General features: G+C 43.0%; 20 protein-coding genes. 13 read left to right on the top strand and 7 right to left on the bottom strand.

Features of this window, described 5'->3' with window-relative positions; translation table 11 throughout:
* Positions 1 to 18 precede the first annotated feature (18 nt).
* The 5 genes from O9323_RS01470 to map all read right to left on the bottom strand — a co-directional run bounded on the left by O9323_RS01470 (position 19) and on the right by map (position 5,142).
* A complete protein-coding gene (locus O9323_RS01470) occupies positions 19 to 2,346 on the bottom strand; it encodes a VPS10 domain-containing protein (RefSeq protein WP_288124585.1) in 2,328 nt (775 codons plus the stop codon).
* 134 nt (positions 2,347 to 2,480) lie between these two features.
* A complete protein-coding gene (gene pth / locus O9323_RS01465; RefSeq protein WP_288124584.1) occupies positions 2,481 to 3,107 on the bottom strand; it encodes an aminoacyl-tRNA hydrolase in 627 nt (208 codons plus the stop codon).
* Between the two features lie 49 nt (positions 3,108 to 3,156).
* Positions 3,157 to 3,381, bottom strand: a complete 225-nt coding sequence (locus O9323_RS01460; protein ID WP_002739844.1) for a DUF2811 domain-containing protein — start codon at positions 3,379 to 3,381, stop codon at positions 3,157 to 3,159.
* Between the two features lie 444 nt (positions 3,382 to 3,825).
* Positions 3,826 to 4,227 (bottom strand): universal stress protein, encoded by a 402-nt coding sequence (locus O9323_RS01455; RefSeq protein WP_069474818.1) that lies wholly within the window; start codon positions 4,225 to 4,227, stop codon positions 3,826 to 3,828.
* A 69-nt stretch (positions 4,228 to 4,296) separates the two neighbouring features.
* Positions 4,297 to 5,142, bottom strand: a complete 846-nt coding sequence (gene map, locus O9323_RS01450) for a type I methionyl aminopeptidase (RefSeq protein ID WP_002750037.1) — start codon at positions 5,140 to 5,142, stop codon at positions 4,297 to 4,299.
* Positions 5,143 to 5,610: 468 nt separating this feature from the next.
* Between map and trxA the strand changes: the two genes are divergently transcribed.
* From trxA to O9323_RS01415, 7 genes are all read left to right on the top strand, one after another.
* Positions 5,611 to 5,928 (top strand): thioredoxin, encoded by a 318-nt coding sequence (gene trxA / locus O9323_RS01445; protein WP_002739627.1) that lies wholly within the window; start codon positions 5,611 to 5,613, stop codon positions 5,926 to 5,928.
* Positions 5,929 to 5,961: 33 nt separating this feature from the next.
* Positions 5,962 to 6,246, top strand: a complete 285-nt coding sequence (locus O9323_RS01440) for a DUF427 domain-containing protein (protein WP_002739527.1) — start codon at positions 5,962 to 5,964, stop codon at positions 6,244 to 6,246.
* The gene (gene coaD / locus O9323_RS01435; RefSeq protein WP_002743551.1) at positions 6,243 to 6,716 is read left to right on the top strand and encodes a pantetheine-phosphate adenylyltransferase; all 474 of its coding nucleotides are present in this window, start codon (positions 6,243 to 6,245) and stop codon (positions 6,714 to 6,716) included. The genes O9323_RS01440 and coaD overlap by 4 nt, the downstream gene beginning before the upstream one ends.
* Before the next feature lie 36 nt (positions 6,717 to 6,752).
* Positions 6,753 to 7,412 (top strand): ATP synthase subunit B family protein, encoded by a 660-nt coding sequence (locus O9323_RS01430; protein WP_002739760.1) that lies wholly within the window; start codon positions 6,753 to 6,755, stop codon positions 7,410 to 7,412.
* A 150-nt stretch (positions 7,413 to 7,562) separates the two neighbouring features.
* On the top strand, positions 7,563 to 8,360 hold the full coding sequence (locus tag O9323_RS01425; RefSeq protein ID WP_002739654.1) for a hypothetical protein: 798 nt from the start codon (positions 7,563 to 7,565) through the stop codon (positions 8,358 to 8,360).
* A gap of 120 nt (positions 8,361 to 8,480) precedes the next feature.
* Positions 8,481 to 9,323, top strand: a complete 843-nt coding sequence (gene folP / locus O9323_RS01420) for a dihydropteroate synthase (protein ID WP_002776467.1) — start codon at positions 8,481 to 8,483, stop codon at positions 9,321 to 9,323.
* A gap of 48 nt (positions 9,324 to 9,371) precedes the next feature.
* Complete coding sequence (locus O9323_RS01415; protein WP_002739902.1) at positions 9,372 to 9,830, top strand: cupin domain-containing protein; 459 nt, start codon at positions 9,372 to 9,374, stop codon at positions 9,828 to 9,830.
* A 17-nt stretch (positions 9,831 to 9,847) separates the two neighbouring features.
* Here O9323_RS01415 and O9323_RS01410 read toward each other — a convergent pair whose 3' ends face one another.
* Together O9323_RS01410 and O9323_RS01405 are read right to left on the bottom strand one after the other, a co-directional pair.
* On the bottom strand, positions 9,848 to 10,048 hold the full coding sequence (locus O9323_RS01410) for a hypothetical protein (protein ID WP_002739871.1): 201 nt from the start codon (positions 10,046 to 10,048) through the stop codon (positions 9,848 to 9,850).
* A 296-nt stretch (positions 10,049 to 10,344) separates the two neighbouring features.
* Positions 10,345 to 11,169 carry an Rpn family recombination-promoting nuclease/putative transposase gene (locus O9323_RS01405; protein ID WP_288124583.1) on the bottom strand — a complete coding sequence of 275 codons (825 nt, stop codon included), beginning with the start codon at positions 11,167 to 11,169 and terminating at the stop codon, positions 10,345 to 10,347.
* Between the two features lie 40 nt (positions 11,170 to 11,209).
* Between O9323_RS01405 and O9323_RS01400 the strand changes: the two genes are divergently transcribed.
* From O9323_RS01400 to atpB, 6 genes are all read left to right on the top strand, one after another.
* Complete coding sequence (locus O9323_RS01400; protein ID WP_288124582.1) at positions 11,210 to 12,100, top strand: S66 peptidase family protein; 891 nt, start codon at positions 11,210 to 11,212, stop codon at positions 12,098 to 12,100.
* A gap of 61 nt (positions 12,101 to 12,161) precedes the next feature.
* On the top strand, positions 12,162 to 13,139 hold the full coding sequence (locus O9323_RS01395; protein ID WP_288124581.1) for an SDR family oxidoreductase: 978 nt from the start codon (positions 12,162 to 12,164) through the stop codon (positions 13,137 to 13,139).
* Positions 13,140 to 13,162: 23 nt separating this feature from the next.
* Positions 13,163 to 14,080 carry an NAD(+) kinase gene (locus O9323_RS01390; protein WP_008201585.1) on the top strand — a complete coding sequence of 306 codons (918 nt, stop codon included), beginning with the start codon at positions 13,163 to 13,165 and terminating at the stop codon, positions 14,078 to 14,080.
* An 86-nt stretch (positions 14,081 to 14,166) separates the two neighbouring features.
* Positions 14,167 to 14,955, top strand: coding sequence for an ion transporter (locus O9323_RS01385; RefSeq protein WP_288124580.1), 789 nt, complete (start codon positions 14,167 to 14,169; stop codon positions 14,953 to 14,955).
* A 406-nt stretch (positions 14,956 to 15,361) separates the two neighbouring features.
* Complete coding sequence (locus O9323_RS01380) at positions 15,362 to 15,724, top strand: ATP synthase subunit I (RefSeq protein WP_149979147.1); 363 nt, start codon at positions 15,362 to 15,364, stop codon at positions 15,722 to 15,724.
* 58 nt (positions 15,725 to 15,782) lie between these two features.
* Positions 15,783 to 16,532, top strand: coding sequence for a F0F1 ATP synthase subunit A (gene atpB, locus O9323_RS01375; RefSeq protein WP_002739857.1), 750 nt, complete (start codon positions 15,783 to 15,785; stop codon positions 16,530 to 16,532).
* Positions 16,533 to 16,649: the final 117 nt, after the last annotated feature.

Here is a 16,649-nt window from a genome sequence, read left to right as displayed (position 1 = left end):
CGCTGGTCAAAATTTCTCCTAAACTTGGGTAATGATAACGAAGAAAACAAACAGAAAAATCATCAATGCTCCTGTCATGGGGAAGAAGGATTTAGGAAGATTAATAATTTTCTCCAGTTTCAGGAAACCCACCAGAAAATAAGCGACGATTGCAAGGAGAATCGGGATAACCACGCGCAAGATTGTGCCAAGGGGACTAAAGAAAAACTCACCGATTTTATAGCGGGGTGTATCTTCTTCCTCGTGAGGAGAAATAGTTACACTTGTCCAAGTTTCTCCCCCATCGGTGGAACGAAAAACTGTAGTTTTAGCGCCACCAAAACCGAATAAAGTTTTATCTTGAGCATAATTAGGAGAAAACTGGACGGAGATACCAGAGGAAGGGATACTATGAATTTTCACTAGGGGTATTTTAGGATCACCAATTGATTTAAAAGTTTCCCCACCATCGGTAGATTTAAACAAACCATCTCCCTGTAAACTAACCATTACCGTGCGATCATTAGCATAATCAGGAGAGATAGCAATGGTTTCTACCGAAGTATTGGGATTAAACCCCGGTTTCTCTAATTTTGTCCAACTTTTAGCCCCATCTTTGCTGACAAACAAACCAGAAACTGTCCCAGCAAAAATAGTTCCATCGCTGGGATAATTGGGAGACATTGCCAACTGTACATTAGGGGTTTTTGATAGAGGTGTTCCTTGGCTGACATTTTTCCAAGTTAGTCCACCATCAACACTTTGATAAATACCCTCTTTTCCCGTGACAAACAAAGTTTTATCCTTAGCAAAATCGGGGGAAGCTACCATAGCAGGGGCATAATTACCGAAAATTCTGCCCACTTCACTAATATTTTTAACCGTATTTCCTCCATCAGTAGAACGAAATATTCTCCCCTGCTGATTGGTGAGAAAGAGAGTTTTATCCTTGGCAAAATCTGGAGAAGGAACTATTCTCGGACCGCGGACTCCCTGATCAATTTCGATAATTTTCCATAAATCACCACCGTTATCGGATTTGGCAAATCTATTGCGTAAAAACCCCGCAAAAATAGTTCTATCTTCTCCATAGTTAGGAGAAAAGGCAATGTCAAAGAAACGCCGGGGATCTTGTCCTGATTCTTCGGGATCCTTGCCAAGTCGATAAACCTCTAAACCGCGATTAATTGGTGTCCAAGTTTCCCCTTTATCCCGACTGATGAAGATATTGCCTACATAATTAGCAATGACGACAGTACCATCCTCGGCATATTTAGGAGAAACCGCCATGGCGATAACTGTTCCCCGGTCTAACGTTTCTATTTCCTGCCATTGTTTGCCGCTATCCGTGGTTTTAAATAAGCCATTAAATCCCCCCAAAAACATCGTATCTTGAACTATTTTTAAATCCATAAAATGGGGAACTTTATAATCATCAGCCTGTTTATCTTTGGTTAAACCCTCGCTCATTTTTGTCCAACTTTTGCCCCCATCCTGAGAAACATACATTCCGTCATGCCAAGTAATAGCATAAAGAGTGGAGTTTTGAGCATAGTCGGGAGAAATAACGATGTCTTCGATGATTTTATCCTTAATTCCTTCGTTAACAGCTTGGAAGGTTTTACCATCATCAACGGTTTTAAAAATACCCGCTTCTTTTGTGCCGACAAAAAAGGTTTTATCCCTGTCTAAATTAGGAGAAAAAGCAATTGTATCTACTGCCCCCATATTAGCAGGTAAGGGGAGATTCTGCCAAGTTTTTCCCCCATCGGAGGAAGTGTATAATTTACCCTGTTCATCCCCGAAAAAAATGCGATCAGGATTGCTGGGAGTAATAGCTAGAGAGGTTATCAGTGCCGTGGTGGGGAAAATATTTGACCAATTTTTACCACCATCTTCGGTTAAATAAACCCCTTTTTCTAATCCCACTGCTGCTGCTATATTGGGATCGGAAGGGGCAATTTCTAGGAAGTTAATAAAGTTAGTTTCTAAACCCTGATTAACTTTCTGCCAAGATTCCCCCGCATCTTCACTTTTATAAATACCATTGGACCTTGAAGCTAAATAGAGAATATTTTTATTGAGGGGAGATAGGGACAGGGAACTTAATTCCCCCGTATAATCTAAACCTTGAATTAATCTTGTCCAGCTGCTACCTCCATCCCTAGACTTATAAAAGTTATTTCGCACTAATATATATACCGTATTATCTGTCTGGAAATCGGGAGAAACTTCCACTTGACTAATCACATCATGGGGACGATGGGCAAAAGCGGGATTACTCCAAAGACAAAAAACTGTAGCGATTATCAATAAAATGAGATTAAACCTGTGGACGAATCTCCGCAAACTTTGGCGATTAATCATACTTAAACTACTAATATCGAGGATAAAAATTGACCTAATCTAGCAAAGGGCGATCAAAATTTAAGCAAGGGTTCTGTAGGAGCATAGACGAAAATGGCGATTATAACCATTACTAAAATCAGGCTTATTTGCTATCAGCATAGATTAGAGCCAATCTCTACACTTTGATTATTGTAGAGACTCATTGACTTTTGTAACCCCTGTTTGAGACCAAGTTCGATCGCTTTTCTGGACAAGTCTAACACTTTCAAGATCACTTCGTTTTCTTGGGGGGTGAATCGACCTAAAACGTGGGAAATAGTCGCTTTTTCGCTTGATTTACCGATTCCTATGCGTAAACGAGCGAAGTTTTCCGTGCCAACGTGGGCAATCATTGATTTAATACCGTTGTGTCCGCCCGCCGATCCCGATAGACGGATTCTCAACCGGCCTAGGGGCAGATCCATATCATCGTAAATGACTAAAATCGACTCTGGAGCTAGTTTATACCAGTCCAGCACCGAGCGCACCGATTGCCCGGAGCGATTCATATAGGTTTGGGGTTTCAAGAGACGAATTTTGCCCGGGAGAGGACTGTCACCTTCGGCGATAAAACCTTGAAATCGCTTATTTTCCTGCCAAGATAGCCCCCAATCCCGCGCTAATGAGTCCACAGCTTCAAAACCGATATTATGACGGGTGCGATCATATTTGGGTTCGGGATTACCCAAACCGATAATTAGCTGAGGAATGATTAAATTAGGGGTTTTATCGGAATTCATAGGGAGAAATCGGGCTTTTAACCAAGACCCGACTCTTATTATCACCGAATTAGCACTCCGAGCGCTGGAACAAAGTTTCTAGATAAACCTTGGCACAGCTATTTTGTTCCTCAAAATTCATCCTTTCGGGGGATTGACAATTAAGCAGAAAAAATGATAATGCCGCCGTAAACACACCATCTTGATCCCAACCGGGGTGAGTTTCTAGGTATTGTTGTAGGGATTGGTGGAGAATTTCGGGGATTTCTGCCAAGATACTGACTGATGTATTCATATCGTTTACCTCTGATCGGAAGTGGGGAAATCCCTGACTGGTGCAGTGGACAGTAAGGACTATTGTGAGCCAAGTTGGAGGGAGTTGCAATATTACCAGATGTAAAGGAATGCTTTAGAAAAACTTAATATTTACGAGGGAATAAGGGTTAGAGCCAGATTTTATTTACTTAACTTAACAGTAACTCAGTATCTTGCGAGTGGGATTTTGACAATCAAGATTAATTTTTTCTGGAAGCAAGTGCCGATTCTATCGCTGTTGCCTGTGGAAAAGTCTGGGTAAACTGTGGAAAACTGGGGAGTGAGTGGGGAAAGACTGGGGAATGTATGGGGGAAAACATTGGGGAAAAATAAGATTTGCAAATTTTAGTCAGTAGTGCTGCTCACATCCGATCCCTGATAGCTGTCTCACAAGTCTGGGAGTCTCGACGCTGAATGCTGGCTGCTATGCTTTCACCACCAATACGGAACAGGTAGCTTCTGCCACCACGAGACTACTAACAGAATCTTCGATCACCCGTTGAACTCCCGTTAATCCCCGGCTGCCGATCACGATCAGATCAGCTTGATAGATATTAGCTAAACGAATAATTTCCTCCGCTGGATCGCCAAAGATGACCTCGATTTCACTAGGGGTAGCAATTTGGGATTGATAGCAGCGCAATTGATCTTCAATGATCTCACGGGAGGGATGAGGGCGATCCACTGCCGATTCATCTCCCTCCTTACCAAGAATATGGGTGATGATGATGTAAGAATTTGCCGTTAGCGAGAGGGAATTCAAAGCATGAAGGACTCGATGGGATGATTCCCCACAATCCAAGGCAACAACGATATTTTTAAACATTTTGACTAAATCCTGCCACTAAATAAATTTTCAATTAAGATTCCGGAGCAAAAAAATCTATAGACAATTTTATAGGTTATTGCGATCGGTTAAGATTTCGTAACCTGTGGCGGTTACTAAGACAGTATGCTCAAATTGAGCGGAGAAAGCATTATCCATCGTCACCACCGTCCAACGATCGCGCAAAGTTCTGGTATGTTTAGATCCCGCATTGACAATTGGTTCAATTGCCAGAGTCATCCCGGCGCGGAGTTTGACATTGGGTAACTCATTAGTGCGAAAATTAAATACCGAGGGTTCTTCGTGGAGATTTCTGCCGACTCCATGACCGGTAAAATCTTCTACCACTTGGAAACCGTTAGCTTGAACGTGATCTTCGATCGCTCCTGCGATATCGAGCAGATAATTGCCAGCTTTTACCTGATTTATGCCTTTATATAAAGCTTCTTCCGCTACGCGGATTAATTTTTCGGCTTTGGGAGAGACGGAACCGATCGCGATCGTGATACAGGAATCCCCATGATAACCTTGGTAGTAGGCCCCTGTATCTACCTTTAACACAGAACCAGCTTTGAGGCGTTTTTTCGGGCTAGGGATACCGTGAACGACTTCGTTATCGACGGAGGCACAAATCGAGGCAGGAAAGCCATAATAACCTTTAAAACTGGGAGTAGCACCCATTGCACGGATACGTTTTTCCGCATGAGCATCCAGATCCGCCGTCGTCATCCCGGGTTGAGCGATCTCGGCAATTTCCTTGAGGACTGTGGCGGCAATTTTACCCGCTTGTCGCATAATAACGATTTCTGCGGCGGATTTGGTTTCGATTCCCCGGCGGCTTTTCTGTACTCGCGGTGAACCTACTTGCTCTGGGGTTTTAGTTTCGGGAAAAAGCAGCTTGGTTAGGATGTTCATGGAGATTTGGCTGTCGAGTCTTTACTTAACTTAGCATTTTCCCGGCGATCGATGACTGCTCTGAAGAAATCAAGGAACATCTAGAAAAAGAAAAGTCTCAAGGGGTGACAAGCAGATTGAAAGTGAAACAGGGTGTGGGGGTAAGGTGTAGGGAAAAACCTTGAGACTTTCCCCGAAATGAGGACGAGAGAATCAGGTTTAAGCTTAAGTAATACCATTTCTCTAAATGAAAACTACACATCGAATTTAAATCCCCCTTTAAGTTCCCCTTTTTAAGGGGGATTTAGGGGGATTAAACTTCTGTAGTCAGACTTTGGAGAATTGGTATAAGTTAATGAATTTGACGGCTGACAGCGAGGAGATTTTCCCCACACCCCACACCCAGCCTAGACTTCAACCTCGTTGTCACCCCTTCAGTAGAAAAGCTATAGTAGGGAAAAGGCTATTTTTCTGGCGAGGTGACAATTTATGGCAGTCAAAAAAGAGTTTTCCAGTTTTGAGGAACTGTTGCAAACCACTAATCTTCCCGTGTTAGTGGATTTCTATGCCACTTGGTGTGGTCCTTGTCAAATGATGGCTCCGATTCTAGAACAAACGGGAATGTATTTCAAAAATCGCCTACAAATTGTCAAAATTGATACAGACAAATATCCCAATTTAGCCACTAAGTACGGTATTCAAGCTTTACCGACTTTAGTAGTCTTTAAAAATGGTCAACCGATCGATCGAATCGAGGGAGTGGTGCAGGTTAACCAACTGGTTCAACATTTACAAACTCTGTTGTAAGATAATTTTGAAACAGAACTAGGAGTTAGTGTCATGGCAAAGGCGATTTGGAATGGTGCAGTGGTAGCGGAAAGCGATAACTGCGAAATTGTCGAGGGAAACTACTATTTTCCCCCCGATACCGTCAAAGCTGAATATTTCCAACCCAGTAACACCCATACCATTTGTTCTTGGAAAGGAGAGGCTAGTTACTATACTCTCAGGGTAGATGGACAAGACAATAAAGATGCCGCTTGGTATTATCCCGATCCTAAGCCAAAAGCCCAAAATATCAAAGGATATATCGCTTTTTGGCGAGGTGTGCAGGTTGAGAAATGATCGCCATCTACCCCGGCAGCTTCGATCCAGTTACACTCGGTCATTTAGATATTATCGAACGCAGTGTGCCACTATTCGAGCGAGTAATCGTGGCAGTTCTCTGCAATCCCCATAAAAACCCCCTGTTTACCGTCGAACAACGCATAGAACAGATCAGCTACTGTACAAAACACCTGAAAAACGTTGAGATAGACAGTTTTTCAGGATTAACGGTTGAATATGCCAGATTGAAAGGTGCTAAGGTGCTGTTGCGGGGGTTGCGGGTTCTCTCAGACTTTGAAAAAGAACTGCAAATGGCACATACCAATAAAACTCTCTGGGAAGGAATCGAAACGGTTTTTTTGGCCACCACTAAAGAATATAGTTTTTTAAGTAGTAGCGTGGTTAAAGAAATCGCTCAATTCGGTGGCTCCGTCAGTCATCTAGTCCCGGAAAACGTTTCTAGGGATATTTACTCATACTACAGTTAACATACTAAAATACAGTAATGAGGACGATCTGAACCTATGGCGCGCCGAGAACCTAATGATCCCAGAAAAGCAGTACCTAACACTTCTAATAGTGGGGTTCCCAGTCCACCCGTCGATTTCGATATCTATCAGGATTTGGCGCGTCTGCAAGAGATGATTTTTGATAGTTTCCATATCCCCCTCACCCGTTGGACAATGATCGATGAGGGACAGATAGCCGAACAAATCGATCTTATCTATGAAACCGTGCCACCGGCAGTACAGAAAGCTTTAGCAATTTTGCAGGAAGAACAGGAAATTATCACTAAAGCAGAGGAATACGCTCAACAAGTCCTGCGTTCCGCTCAACAAAGAGCCGCCCAAATTCTCGACGAGTCCGGTATTATTCAACAAGCAGAACGGCAAGCGGCCCAAATTCGTCAACGGGTTCAACAGGAATGCGAATCCTTGCAACAACAAACCCTCGATGAAATCGAACAGATGCGTCACAGCACCTTGCAGGAAGTACAACAGTTACGACAAAAAACCCAAGCTGAATGTCATGAAATTCAAAAAGGCGCTGACGACTATGCTGAAGCGGTTTTAGAAGATCTCGATCGACAATTAGGGCAAATGTTACAAGTTATCCGCAACGGTCGTCAACAGGTAAGATCGAAACCAACATCTTCAAAAAATCTACCCGGAGAACGTCCTTAATCAGTTATCAGTTATCAGTTATCAGTTATCAGATGTAAGTTTTAAGTTAATTAGTTAGTTATCTTTATCCCTGATTACTCTTTACTATTTACCGATCGCTGAAAAGAACCAAACCTCCGATTCCTCACCGATAACTGATAACGGAATTTCATGAATAACTCCTCCTCGAATTCCCATCTATTCGGACGCTTTCTTAGCGGGTTATTTAGCTGGAAAATTTGGTTATTTCTCCAGATATTTCAAGGTAGTAAAAGCTTTTATCGATTCCTGTATCATTATTTATATCGTCGTCCTAAAATCGATCGCATTCTCGGTAGCGATGTTATCTATATCCCTGAGAAAAAACTTTATAGCATTCCCCTCGATGTGCTGAAAATGGAGCAGCAAATGGTTAATATTGATCGCCAGCAGTTGACTTCTGTTACCACGTGGAAAGTTAAAACAATTCATCCCACCATCACCGAAACCGAGATCCAATTCCACGATATTACCGTCGATTTACAACAGGTACACCTGATTAAATCAGATCTTAATAACTACGATTATATTAACACTCGCCGCTTGGCTCCTCTGGTGAAAACCTTGCTTTTTGAAATTAACCCCAAAATTGCCAGTTTAGTAGAAAAGAAAAATCAATTACATAGACTGCGAAATCTGGCCGCATCTTCGGAAATTTTTCACTCACAAACTCCATTGTATGATCGAGCAATTAATCAAGTCCAGCTAATTATCGATCAAGCGGAAACTTTGAGACAAGAATGTTTAAAATTTATCCGAGAAACCCTAATCGAACGGGAATTAGTCCAATCCGATATCGATAGCAATCTCGTTGATTGTAACCTCGATTTTGCCAGTCAATATCAACTAATTCAAGAAAAATATCAACTCTGGAAAGAAGAAGTACAAGCTTATTTTGAATTAAAAGATTCTTCTCTACTTAAAAATTAACTATCACCGTCAGTAATCAGTTATTAGTTATCAGTAATCATTTATCAGGAGATTATTTTGATTTATTCTCCCCACTTCATAATTCATAATTCATCTACTTTGTCAGCAGGATTTAGTATTATGTCTAATTTAACGGTAATTCGTGAACATATTTTTGCTTGGGGAAAACGCACCTATATCATGGGTGTTTTGAACGTTACTCCCGATAGTTTTAGTGATGGGGGAGAATTTGACAATGTTGAAAATGCCCTGCTACAGGCGATGAAAATGATCGAGGCTGGGGCTGATATAATCGATATCGGTGGTCAATCCACCCGTCCGGGAGCGCAAGAAATTAGCCTAGAAGCAGAATTATCGCGAGTTATCCCCGTAATCACCGCTATTCGACAACAAAGTTCTATTCCTATCTCTCTCGATACCACTAGGGCGATTGTAGCAGCCCAAGGTATCGCCGCCGGGGCCGATTTGATCAATGATATTTCCGGGGGAACCTTCGATCGCCTATTATTGCCGACGGTGGCTAAATTGGCCGTTCCCATCATCCTCATGCACCTGCGGGGCAATCCGCAAACCATGCAATCTCTAACACATTATGATGATTTAGTCAAGGAAATTAAAGAATTTTTACAGAATCGTGTTAAGGAAGCTTTACAGTGGGGTATTGCTAGGGAAAATATTATCATCGATCCGGGGATTGGTTTCGCCAAAACTGGGACACAAAATCTTGAGTTATTGCGAGAATTAAAGCAATTTCGGGATTTAGATTTACCTATTTTGATTGGATTGTCGAGAAAACGCTTTATTGGCGAGATTACAGGCAAAGATGACCCAAAAGAACGAGTTTTCGGAACGGCGGCGGCCTGTGCTATAGCGATCGCTAAGGGGGCCGATATCCTGCGCGTCCATGATGTGGCTGCGATCGTAGATGTGAGTAAAGTGGTGGACGCAATCGAGCGAAGTTGAAAATTTTTGCTAGTCTTAGAATCATCCACAGTTTGATCGAAATTAGCGATGAATAGCCAACTGACCAGCGATTATTGTATGTTACCCGTGATTCGATCTCCCCGGGACTATCAAGTTTTTCGCATTAGCGCTGGGGATACGAATCGTTTAGCGATCGTCTTTGATTCTACCGTAGCGGGGGATTCCTTGACCGTTTGTGTGGAAATTTTCGATCCCCACGGTCGCACCCCTACCCATCGTCATCATTTTGCCGTAGAAATGTTTTTTATCCTCAAAGGGGAGGGAATGGCTATCTGTGATGGTAAAGCGATTCCCCTGGGGCCGGGGGATAGTTTATTAGTCCGTCCCACGGGTATTCACGAGATTAGAAATGTGGGGGACGGAAGACTTTATGCACTATGTTTTATGGTTCCCAATGAGGATTTTTCGGAATTAATTCGTAATGGCATCCCAGAGGAGTTAGACGCAGAAGATTTAGAGGTGTTGATGGGAACTATTAAAGGATAATCAAGCAATATCATCCCTTAAATTTTGGGCTTTTTTTTCAGGAAAAGAGCGATAAAAAAGGTAAAGGTTCCTCCCAGAAGGCCGAAGATTAGCCAATTTAATCTTGGATAGCCTTTATTGATAGCGATGACTGTAGCAATGGCACCGATGAGACAATGCCAGAAAAAAAGCAACAAGAATAAATCCAAGCTCGGGGAAATATCACCAATTAGTTTCATATTTTATCAGTAGAGCGAATAGAATTTTTCCAATGACCGAATCCCTGACCCGATTTTATGTTTATTCACATCTATAAGTATTTCTCTTATTTTTTTGTCCAAGGCCATTTTGTTCCCATCTCGGTTAAAGCTGAAAAAACTAGATAGAGAATGAGAAGGGTAACACCAAAGAGAAAAGTCAATAAGTCGTTATTCATCGAGTTATCACTGATAGGTTAAAGGTCACTGATTCGCTACCATCCATTTGTTCACTACTTAGCAACTGCTGTTTTTATAGACTGTTAAAACAGGTGTGATTATTGTTGCTGTTGTGCCAAATAGTTAAGCACTGTTTCCAGAGTCAAGTCTAAGCGTTCCGAGATTTGTTGCGGGGTTAAACCGAGGTCTTGCAGTAGAGAAATTGTTTTCAATTTTTGCAAGTTTATTCCCTGTTCAATTCCCTGTTCAATTCCCCGTTCAATTCCATCTCCAAAAGCTTCTTGATAGAAACGAGTTTGTTTTAGGTCTTGTAGTTCCAACATAGCTTCTATTTCCTCTCGACTTTTTTGGGGTAACTTATAAATGATTATCGTTTCGATTAAATCAATGACATTTCTCTGCACTAAGCGATCGCTGACTTCTCTTTGAGCCTGTTTAATTAAAATCTTAGCAGAATTAACAGCTTGACTCTCACTTTCCGTAACCAATTTGATCAGAGCGATCGCTAAGGAAGGAGTCTCGTCATTTGGCAATTCATCCAGATAGATTCTTTTAACCCTTGCTAGGGATAAAAAATCGGCAAATTGCTGGGGATGTTCTCGCTCAATTTCTCGACTAGGATAAATAACAACTATCTGCCAGGGTGACAAAGGTTTATACTGTCTAAGATACAAGAAAAGTTCCGAAAATAATCGATAATATAGGTCTTCATCCTTTTGAAACTGCACTTCTACCAGATAAAAAGGCAAATTTTCTAGATTATCGAGCGGCAAAAATAAACCATCTAATCGAAAAGCTAGTTGTTTGACTTCTTGGGAAGTAAATCGATAATTGCTAACCCTAGCATCGGGTCGTTCGATTAATTCAAAGAACGAATCGGGAAAATCGAGAAACATTCGATAGAATATGCTGTCAGTTTTCATACTGCCACAAAATTGCCTGTAATTTCAGCTTAATCCGCCTATGATCATCCCATCGTTTCTGCAACCCGGTGCTAAAGTTTCTCTGGTGGCCACCAGTGGAGCCGTCAAGGAATTAGCCGCCCTCGAAAAAGGCGTAGAAATCTGGCGATCAAGGGGTTATCAAGTGGAATTTAGCGAGAATTGGGCTAATCGTCTCGGTTATCTCGCCGGTAGCGACGAGCAACGTCGTCAAGCTTTAGCCCAAACATGGCAAGATGACGATTGTCAAGCAATTCTCTGCGCTAGGGGGGGTTACGGTAGCGCTCGCCTCTTGGAAAATTGGACATGGGCAAAAACTAACCCGAAATGGTTAATCGGTTTTTCCGACGTGACGGGGATTTTATGGAGTTTAGCGAAACAGGGCATTTGTAGCGTTCACGGGCCAGTTTTAACCACCTTAGCCCAAGAAAGTCCCCAATCAATTGATCGCCTCTTTTCTCTTCTGGAAGGTCGTCCTTTAGCCCCTCTTATCGGTCAAGGTTGGGGTGGGGGCAAAGTGCGGGGACGCTTATTACCAGCTAATTTAACCGTAGCCACCCATCTCCTCGGAACCTCGGTTCAACCCACCCTAGAGGGGGTAATTTTAGCCCTAGAGGACGTAACCGAGGCCCCCTACCGGATCGATCGAATGTTAACTCAGTGGCGAATGCTGGGCATTTTCTCCCGAATTAAAGGCATTGCTCTCGGTCGTTTTAGCCGTTGTCTGGCAGCCCCCGACAGTGATAGTCAAACCGTAGAGGAAGTCTTAAAAGAGCGTTTGGGCGATTTAGGCATTGCGGTTATTGCTGAGTTACCTTTCGGTCATGATGGCGATAATGCCGCTTTACCGGTGGGAACAATGGTAGAACTGGACGGGGATCGGGGAATCTTAGAATTTTTCTATCCCCAATGATCCACTTTTTTGATAGTATCTTAGAGAAGTGTTAACAAATGTAACAAAAAATTAATTATAGATGAAAGTATTAGTTGTCGGTGCGACAGGAACCCTAGGGCGACAGATCGTGCGTCATGCCATCGATCAGGGACATCAAGTGCGTTGTTTGGTACGCAGTCAGAGAAAAGCGGCTTTTTTGAAGGAATGGGGCGCGGAATTAGTCGGGGGAACCCTGCGGGATAAAAATACCATTATTGCTGCTTTAGAGGGAATGGACGCGGTGATCGATGCCGCTACAGCCCGGGCGACGGACTCAGCCAGCATTAAACAGGTGGATTGGGATGGTAAAGTTAATCTGATTCAAGCGGCTAAAACCGCCGGAGTTGATCGCTTTATTTTCTTTTCGATCCTCAATGCCGAAAAATATCCCAACGTGCCTTTGATGGAGATAAAACGCTGTACCGAGAAATTTATAGCAGAATCGGGTTTAAAATATACAATTCTGCGTCCCTGTGGCTTTATGCAGGGTTTAATCGGTCAATACGCCATCCCGATGTTAGATAATCAAACCGTCTGGATCACGGGGGAAAGTACGGCGATCGCCTACATGGACACCCAAGATATCGCTAAATTCGCCGTTCGCGCTTTAGAAGTCCCCGAAACCGTCGGTCAATCCTATCCCGTGGTCGGCAGCAAAGCTTGGAAAGCTGAAGAAATTATCGAAGTTTGCGAACGCTTATCGGGTAAAGAGGGGAAAATTTGGCGTTTACCCATGGGATTACTGCGTTTTATGCGGGGAATAAGCCGTTGTTTCCAGTGGACTTATAATATATCTGACCGACTAGCTTTTGCGGAGGTTCTCGCTAGTAGTCAAGCTCTTGATGCTCCCATGGCAGAAGTTTATCAAGTATTTGGCCTTGATCCGAGTCAAACAACTACTTTAGAATCCTATTTACAAGAATACTTTAGCCGCATTCTCAAGAAGCTCAAGGAAATCGACTTCGAGAAACAAAAAGCTCAGCAGAAGAAGAAGACCCCTTTCAAAAAGAAAGCGTGATTCAGCAGTAGGAAAATTTGTCAATGCCCAAAATCGGCATTATTTACAACGATATTAAGCCTATCGCTTGTAAAACAGCCCATCAGATACAAGATCAGCTACTTTCTTTAGGTTGGCAGGTGTTTATGGCTACCGGCAGCGGTGGCCTACTAGGCCATTCTAAACCCTCTCGTCCGGTTTGTTTTACCCCGATCGATCAGTTAGTCCCCCCCCACTTCGAGCAAGATTTAAGTTTTGCGATCGTGTTGGGGGGCGATGGTACAGTCCTATCGGCAGCCCGGCAGTTGGCCACCCTCAATTTGCCCCTGTTAACGGTCAATACGGGACACATGGGCTTTTTGACCGAAATTTACCTAAATCAGCTTGAACCTGCCTTAGAACTGGTTTTAGAGGGGAAATACACCATCGAAAATCGCTCGATGATCACGGTACGACTGTTTCGCGAAGATACCCTCCTCTGGGAGGCACTTTCTCTCAATGAGGTGGTCGTCCACCGGGAACCCCTCACCAGTATGTGTCATTTTGAGATTCAAATTGGTGAACACGCACCCGTCGATATCGCTGCCGATGGGGTGATTCTCTCCACTCCCACCGGTTCTACTGCCTATGCTCTCAGCGCCGGTGGCCCGGTAATAACTCCCGATGTGCCGGTATTACAATTAGCTCCCATTTGTCCCCATTCTTTAGCTTCGAGATCCTTGGTATTTTCTGACAAGGAAACGGTGAATATTTTCCCAGCAACTGCTAACAGGATGGTGATGGTGGTGGACGGTAATGGCGGTTCTTATATCTTGCCAGAAGATCGAATTAATGTGCAGAAATCGCCCCACCAAGCTCATTTTATTCGTCTGCAATCGACGGAATTCTTCCGCATACTCCGGGAAAAATTGGGTTGGGGTTTGCCTCATATTGCTAAACCAACTTCGGTGGAATTACCTTAAGCAGTTATCAGTTATCAGTGATCAGTTATCAGATGTGAGTTTTCAGTTCACTGATTACTGGTTACTGTTTACTGATAGCCGAATTTATGCTCTCTTTTCGTGCCAAGATAGCTTTTTATTTAGAGGATGTCACCACGGCGATCGGACTGACGGTAAATCTGCTTATCTTAGCATTAATTTTACTCTCGTTGGGGATTTATGTGGCTCAAACCTATCCCTTATCCGCCACTTGGCAAATGTGGTTACGTCAGCTTGATTGGGGAATTTTAAGCTTATTTTCCCTAGAGTATCTAATTCGGTTTTGGTGTGCGGAATCAAAACTAGGCTTTGTTTTTAACATTTTTTCCATCCTAGATTTATTATCAATCCTGCCTCTATTTTTTGGTTTTTTTGATATTAGGTTCTTTAGAATTTTTCGCTGGTTTAGAATTTTGCGAGTGATTCGTTTTTTTGGTTCCGATCTTTCTATTTTTCAAATTAAAACTTCCGATCAGATAGTATTTACTCGCATATTACTAACTCTATTCTCGATTATTTTTGTCTATGCTGGTTTAATTTATCAGATCGAACACCCAATTAATCCCCAAGTTTATCGGACATTTTTTGATGCTTTTTACTTTGCTGTAGTGACTATGACTACCGTGGGATTTGGGGATGTGACTCCTCTTTCTGATGGGGGCAAAATGGTGACAGTTTTAATGATTTTAACGGGAGTTTTGTTAATTCCCTTGCAAATTAGCACTCTGACTAAACAAATATTAAAATCTGGCACTCAAACTGATTATCCTTGTCCAGATTGTGGTTTACCCCGTCACGATATAGACGCCAATTTTTGTAAAAACTGTGGCGCAAAACTCTTAAAAAAACCTGATTGAGACTAATTCTGGCCAAAGGTAGGGTGGGGAGATGAGGAAGTGGGGTGTGGGGAATTATGAATTATGAATTATGAATTATGAATTGGGAAGTGGGGAAGTGGAGCATTTGGCTGAAATTTCCCCAAACCCCTAAACCCCTAAACCCCTAAATCCCTATCACCCTATCTCCCGACTCGGAGTCTCGGAGTCTCGGAGTCTCCCGACGACCGACGGAATCATCACAATTTACAATTGCTTAATAATTGTTGCCGCTGCCGTGATAATATGTCTTGTGGCTTACCTGAGCGTCATAGCTGGGAAAGCAATCCAGATATTGAGATTAGTCTATCGCTGATTTAGGTGTACCTTGTCTGACCCATCGATCGAATCTCCTCCAACCCCAGAAACCAACCCGCCGTCAGATCCGATGCGGGAATACTATCAACTACAAAACACTTTACTGATCACCACCCTGATCTTAATCGGTCTGATCTTTATACCCGTGTGGCTGTTTTATTCCCTTAATACCGCCCTTAATTACCTATTAGGGGCAATGGTGGGAGTTGTTTACCTAAAACTCCTCGCCGGGGAAGTGGAAAAATTGGGGGTAACGAAAAATCGGGTAGGCAAAAAAGGATTAGCCCTATTCGCTGGATTAATCATCATCGCCAGTCGTTGGCAAGAACTGCACATAGTGCCAGTTTTTTTGGGTTTTTTGACCTATAAAGGCGCGATCATCGTCTATACCCTGCAAACCATCTTCAAGCTGGAGCAGAAAGCCGATTCCTAAACCCTTTGACCGTTCAAAATAACCCTGATTTGCGAACCTGAATCTCTCTAAGGTAGAAATGTTAGACAGTTTAAGTGTGCTTAATTTTTATAGTCTCGCTTCCCTGGAAGTGGGACAACACTGGTACTGGCACATCGGCGGACTAAAAATTCACGGGCAAGTGATCGCGGTCTCCTGGATCGTCTTCGCTATCTTAATCATCGCCTCGATCGCCGCTACCCGCAAAATCCAGAAAGTCCCTAGCGGTATTCAAAACCTCATGGAGTACGTTCTCGAATTTCTGCGCGATTTAGCCAAAAACCAGCTAGGAGAAAAGGAATATCGACCCTGGTTGCCCTTCATCGGCACCCTATTTTTATTTATTTTCGTTTCTAACTGGTTAGGGGCCTTGATTCCTTGGAAGTTAATCGAACTGCCCGAAGGAGAATTAGCCGCCCCCACTAACGACATCAATACCACGGTGGCGTTAGCCCTACTGACTTCCCTCGCTTACTTCTACGCGGGCATCAGTAAAAAAGGACTCGGTTACTTCGCTCACTACCTAGAGCCGATTCCCGTGCTATTACCGATCAAAATTTTAGAAGACTTTACCAAACCCCTCTCCCTCAGCTTCCGTCTTTTCGGAAACATCCTCGCGGACGAGTTGGTAGTAGCCGTATTAGTCTTCCTCGTCCCCCTAGTCGTACCCCTCCCCCTGATGGCTCTCGGTTTATTTACCAGCGCTATCCAGGCCCTTGTCTTCGCTACCCTTGCCGGGGCCTATATCCATGAGGCACTGGAATCGGAACACGAAGAAGAACACGCTTAAAAGCGAGAGACGAAAACAGAAAAATTTCTTAGGGAAAAGTGTCCAAATAATAGGATAATAACTAAGAAATTATTGGTCGAATTCAGGATGAGCAACTGAATTCCAGGATCGTTATTT

It is taken from the genome of Microcystis sp. LE19-131.1A (genome assembly GCF_027532015.1).
Lineage (GTDB): Bacteria > Cyanobacteriota > Cyanobacteriia > Cyanobacteriales > Microcystaceae > Microcystis > Microcystis ichthyoblabe_A.
The sequence above is the reverse complement of the archived record's forward strand: the minus strand, read 5'-3'. Positions and strand labels throughout refer to the sequence as shown.

What these genes read in the sequence shown, in the direction of transcription:
- O9323_RS01470 (WP_288124585.1), bottom strand. Translation starts at nt 2,346, where the DNA reads ATGATTAATCGCCAAAGTTTGCGGAGATTCGTCCACAGGTTTAATCTC.
- pth (WP_288124584.1), bottom strand. Translation starts at nt 3,107, where the DNA reads ATGAATTCCGATAAAACCCCTAATTTAATCATTCCTCAGCTAATTATC.
- O9323_RS01460 (WP_002739844.1), bottom strand. Translation starts at nt 3,381, where the DNA reads ATGAATACATCAGTCAGTATCTTGGCAGAAATCCCCGAAATTCTCCAC.
- O9323_RS01455 (WP_069474818.1), bottom strand. Translation starts at nt 4,227, where the DNA reads ATGTTTAAAAATATCGTTGTTGCCTTGGATTGTGGGGAATCATCCCAT.
- map (WP_002750037.1), bottom strand. Translation starts at nt 5,142, where the DNA reads ATGAACATCCTAACCAAGCTGCTTTTTCCCGAAACTAAAACCCCAGAG.
- trxA (WP_002739627.1), top strand. Translation starts at nt 5,611, where the DNA reads ATGGCAGTCAAAAAAGAGTTTTCCAGTTTTGAGGAACTGTTGCAAACC.
- O9323_RS01440 (WP_002739527.1), top strand. Translation starts at nt 5,962, where the DNA reads ATGGCAAAGGCGATTTGGAATGGTGCAGTGGTAGCGGAAAGCGATAAC.
- coaD (WP_002743551.1), top strand. Translation starts at nt 6,243, where the DNA reads ATGATCGCCATCTACCCCGGCAGCTTCGATCCAGTTACACTCGGTCAT.
- O9323_RS01430 (WP_002739760.1), top strand. Translation starts at nt 6,753, where the DNA reads ATGGCGCGCCGAGAACCTAATGATCCCAGAAAAGCAGTACCTAACACT.
- O9323_RS01425 (WP_002739654.1), top strand. Translation starts at nt 7,563, where the DNA reads ATGAATAACTCCTCCTCGAATTCCCATCTATTCGGACGCTTTCTTAGC.
- folP (WP_002776467.1), top strand. Translation starts at nt 8,481, where the DNA reads ATGTCTAATTTAACGGTAATTCGTGAACATATTTTTGCTTGGGGAAAA.
- O9323_RS01415 (WP_002739902.1), top strand. Translation starts at nt 9,372, where the DNA reads ATGAATAGCCAACTGACCAGCGATTATTGTATGTTACCCGTGATTCGA.
- O9323_RS01410 (WP_002739871.1), bottom strand. Translation starts at nt 10,048, where the DNA reads ATGAAACTAATTGGTGATATTTCCCCGAGCTTGGATTTATTCTTGTTG.
- O9323_RS01405 (WP_288124583.1), bottom strand. Translation starts at nt 11,169, where the DNA reads ATGAAAACTGACAGCATATTCTATCGAATGTTTCTCGATTTTCCCGAT.
- O9323_RS01400 (WP_288124582.1), top strand. Translation starts at nt 11,210, where the DNA reads ATGATCATCCCATCGTTTCTGCAACCCGGTGCTAAAGTTTCTCTGGTG.
- O9323_RS01395 (WP_288124581.1), top strand. Translation starts at nt 12,162, where the DNA reads ATGAAAGTATTAGTTGTCGGTGCGACAGGAACCCTAGGGCGACAGATC.
- O9323_RS01390 (WP_008201585.1), top strand. Translation starts at nt 13,163, where the DNA reads ATGCCCAAAATCGGCATTATTTACAACGATATTAAGCCTATCGCTTGT.
- O9323_RS01385 (WP_288124580.1), top strand. Translation starts at nt 14,167, where the DNA reads ATGCTCTCTTTTCGTGCCAAGATAGCTTTTTATTTAGAGGATGTCACC.
- O9323_RS01380 (WP_149979147.1), top strand. Translation starts at nt 15,362, where the DNA reads ATGCGGGAATACTATCAACTACAAAACACTTTACTGATCACCACCCTG.
- atpB (WP_002739857.1), top strand. Translation starts at nt 15,783, where the DNA reads ATGTTAGACAGTTTAAGTGTGCTTAATTTTTATAGTCTCGCTTCCCTG.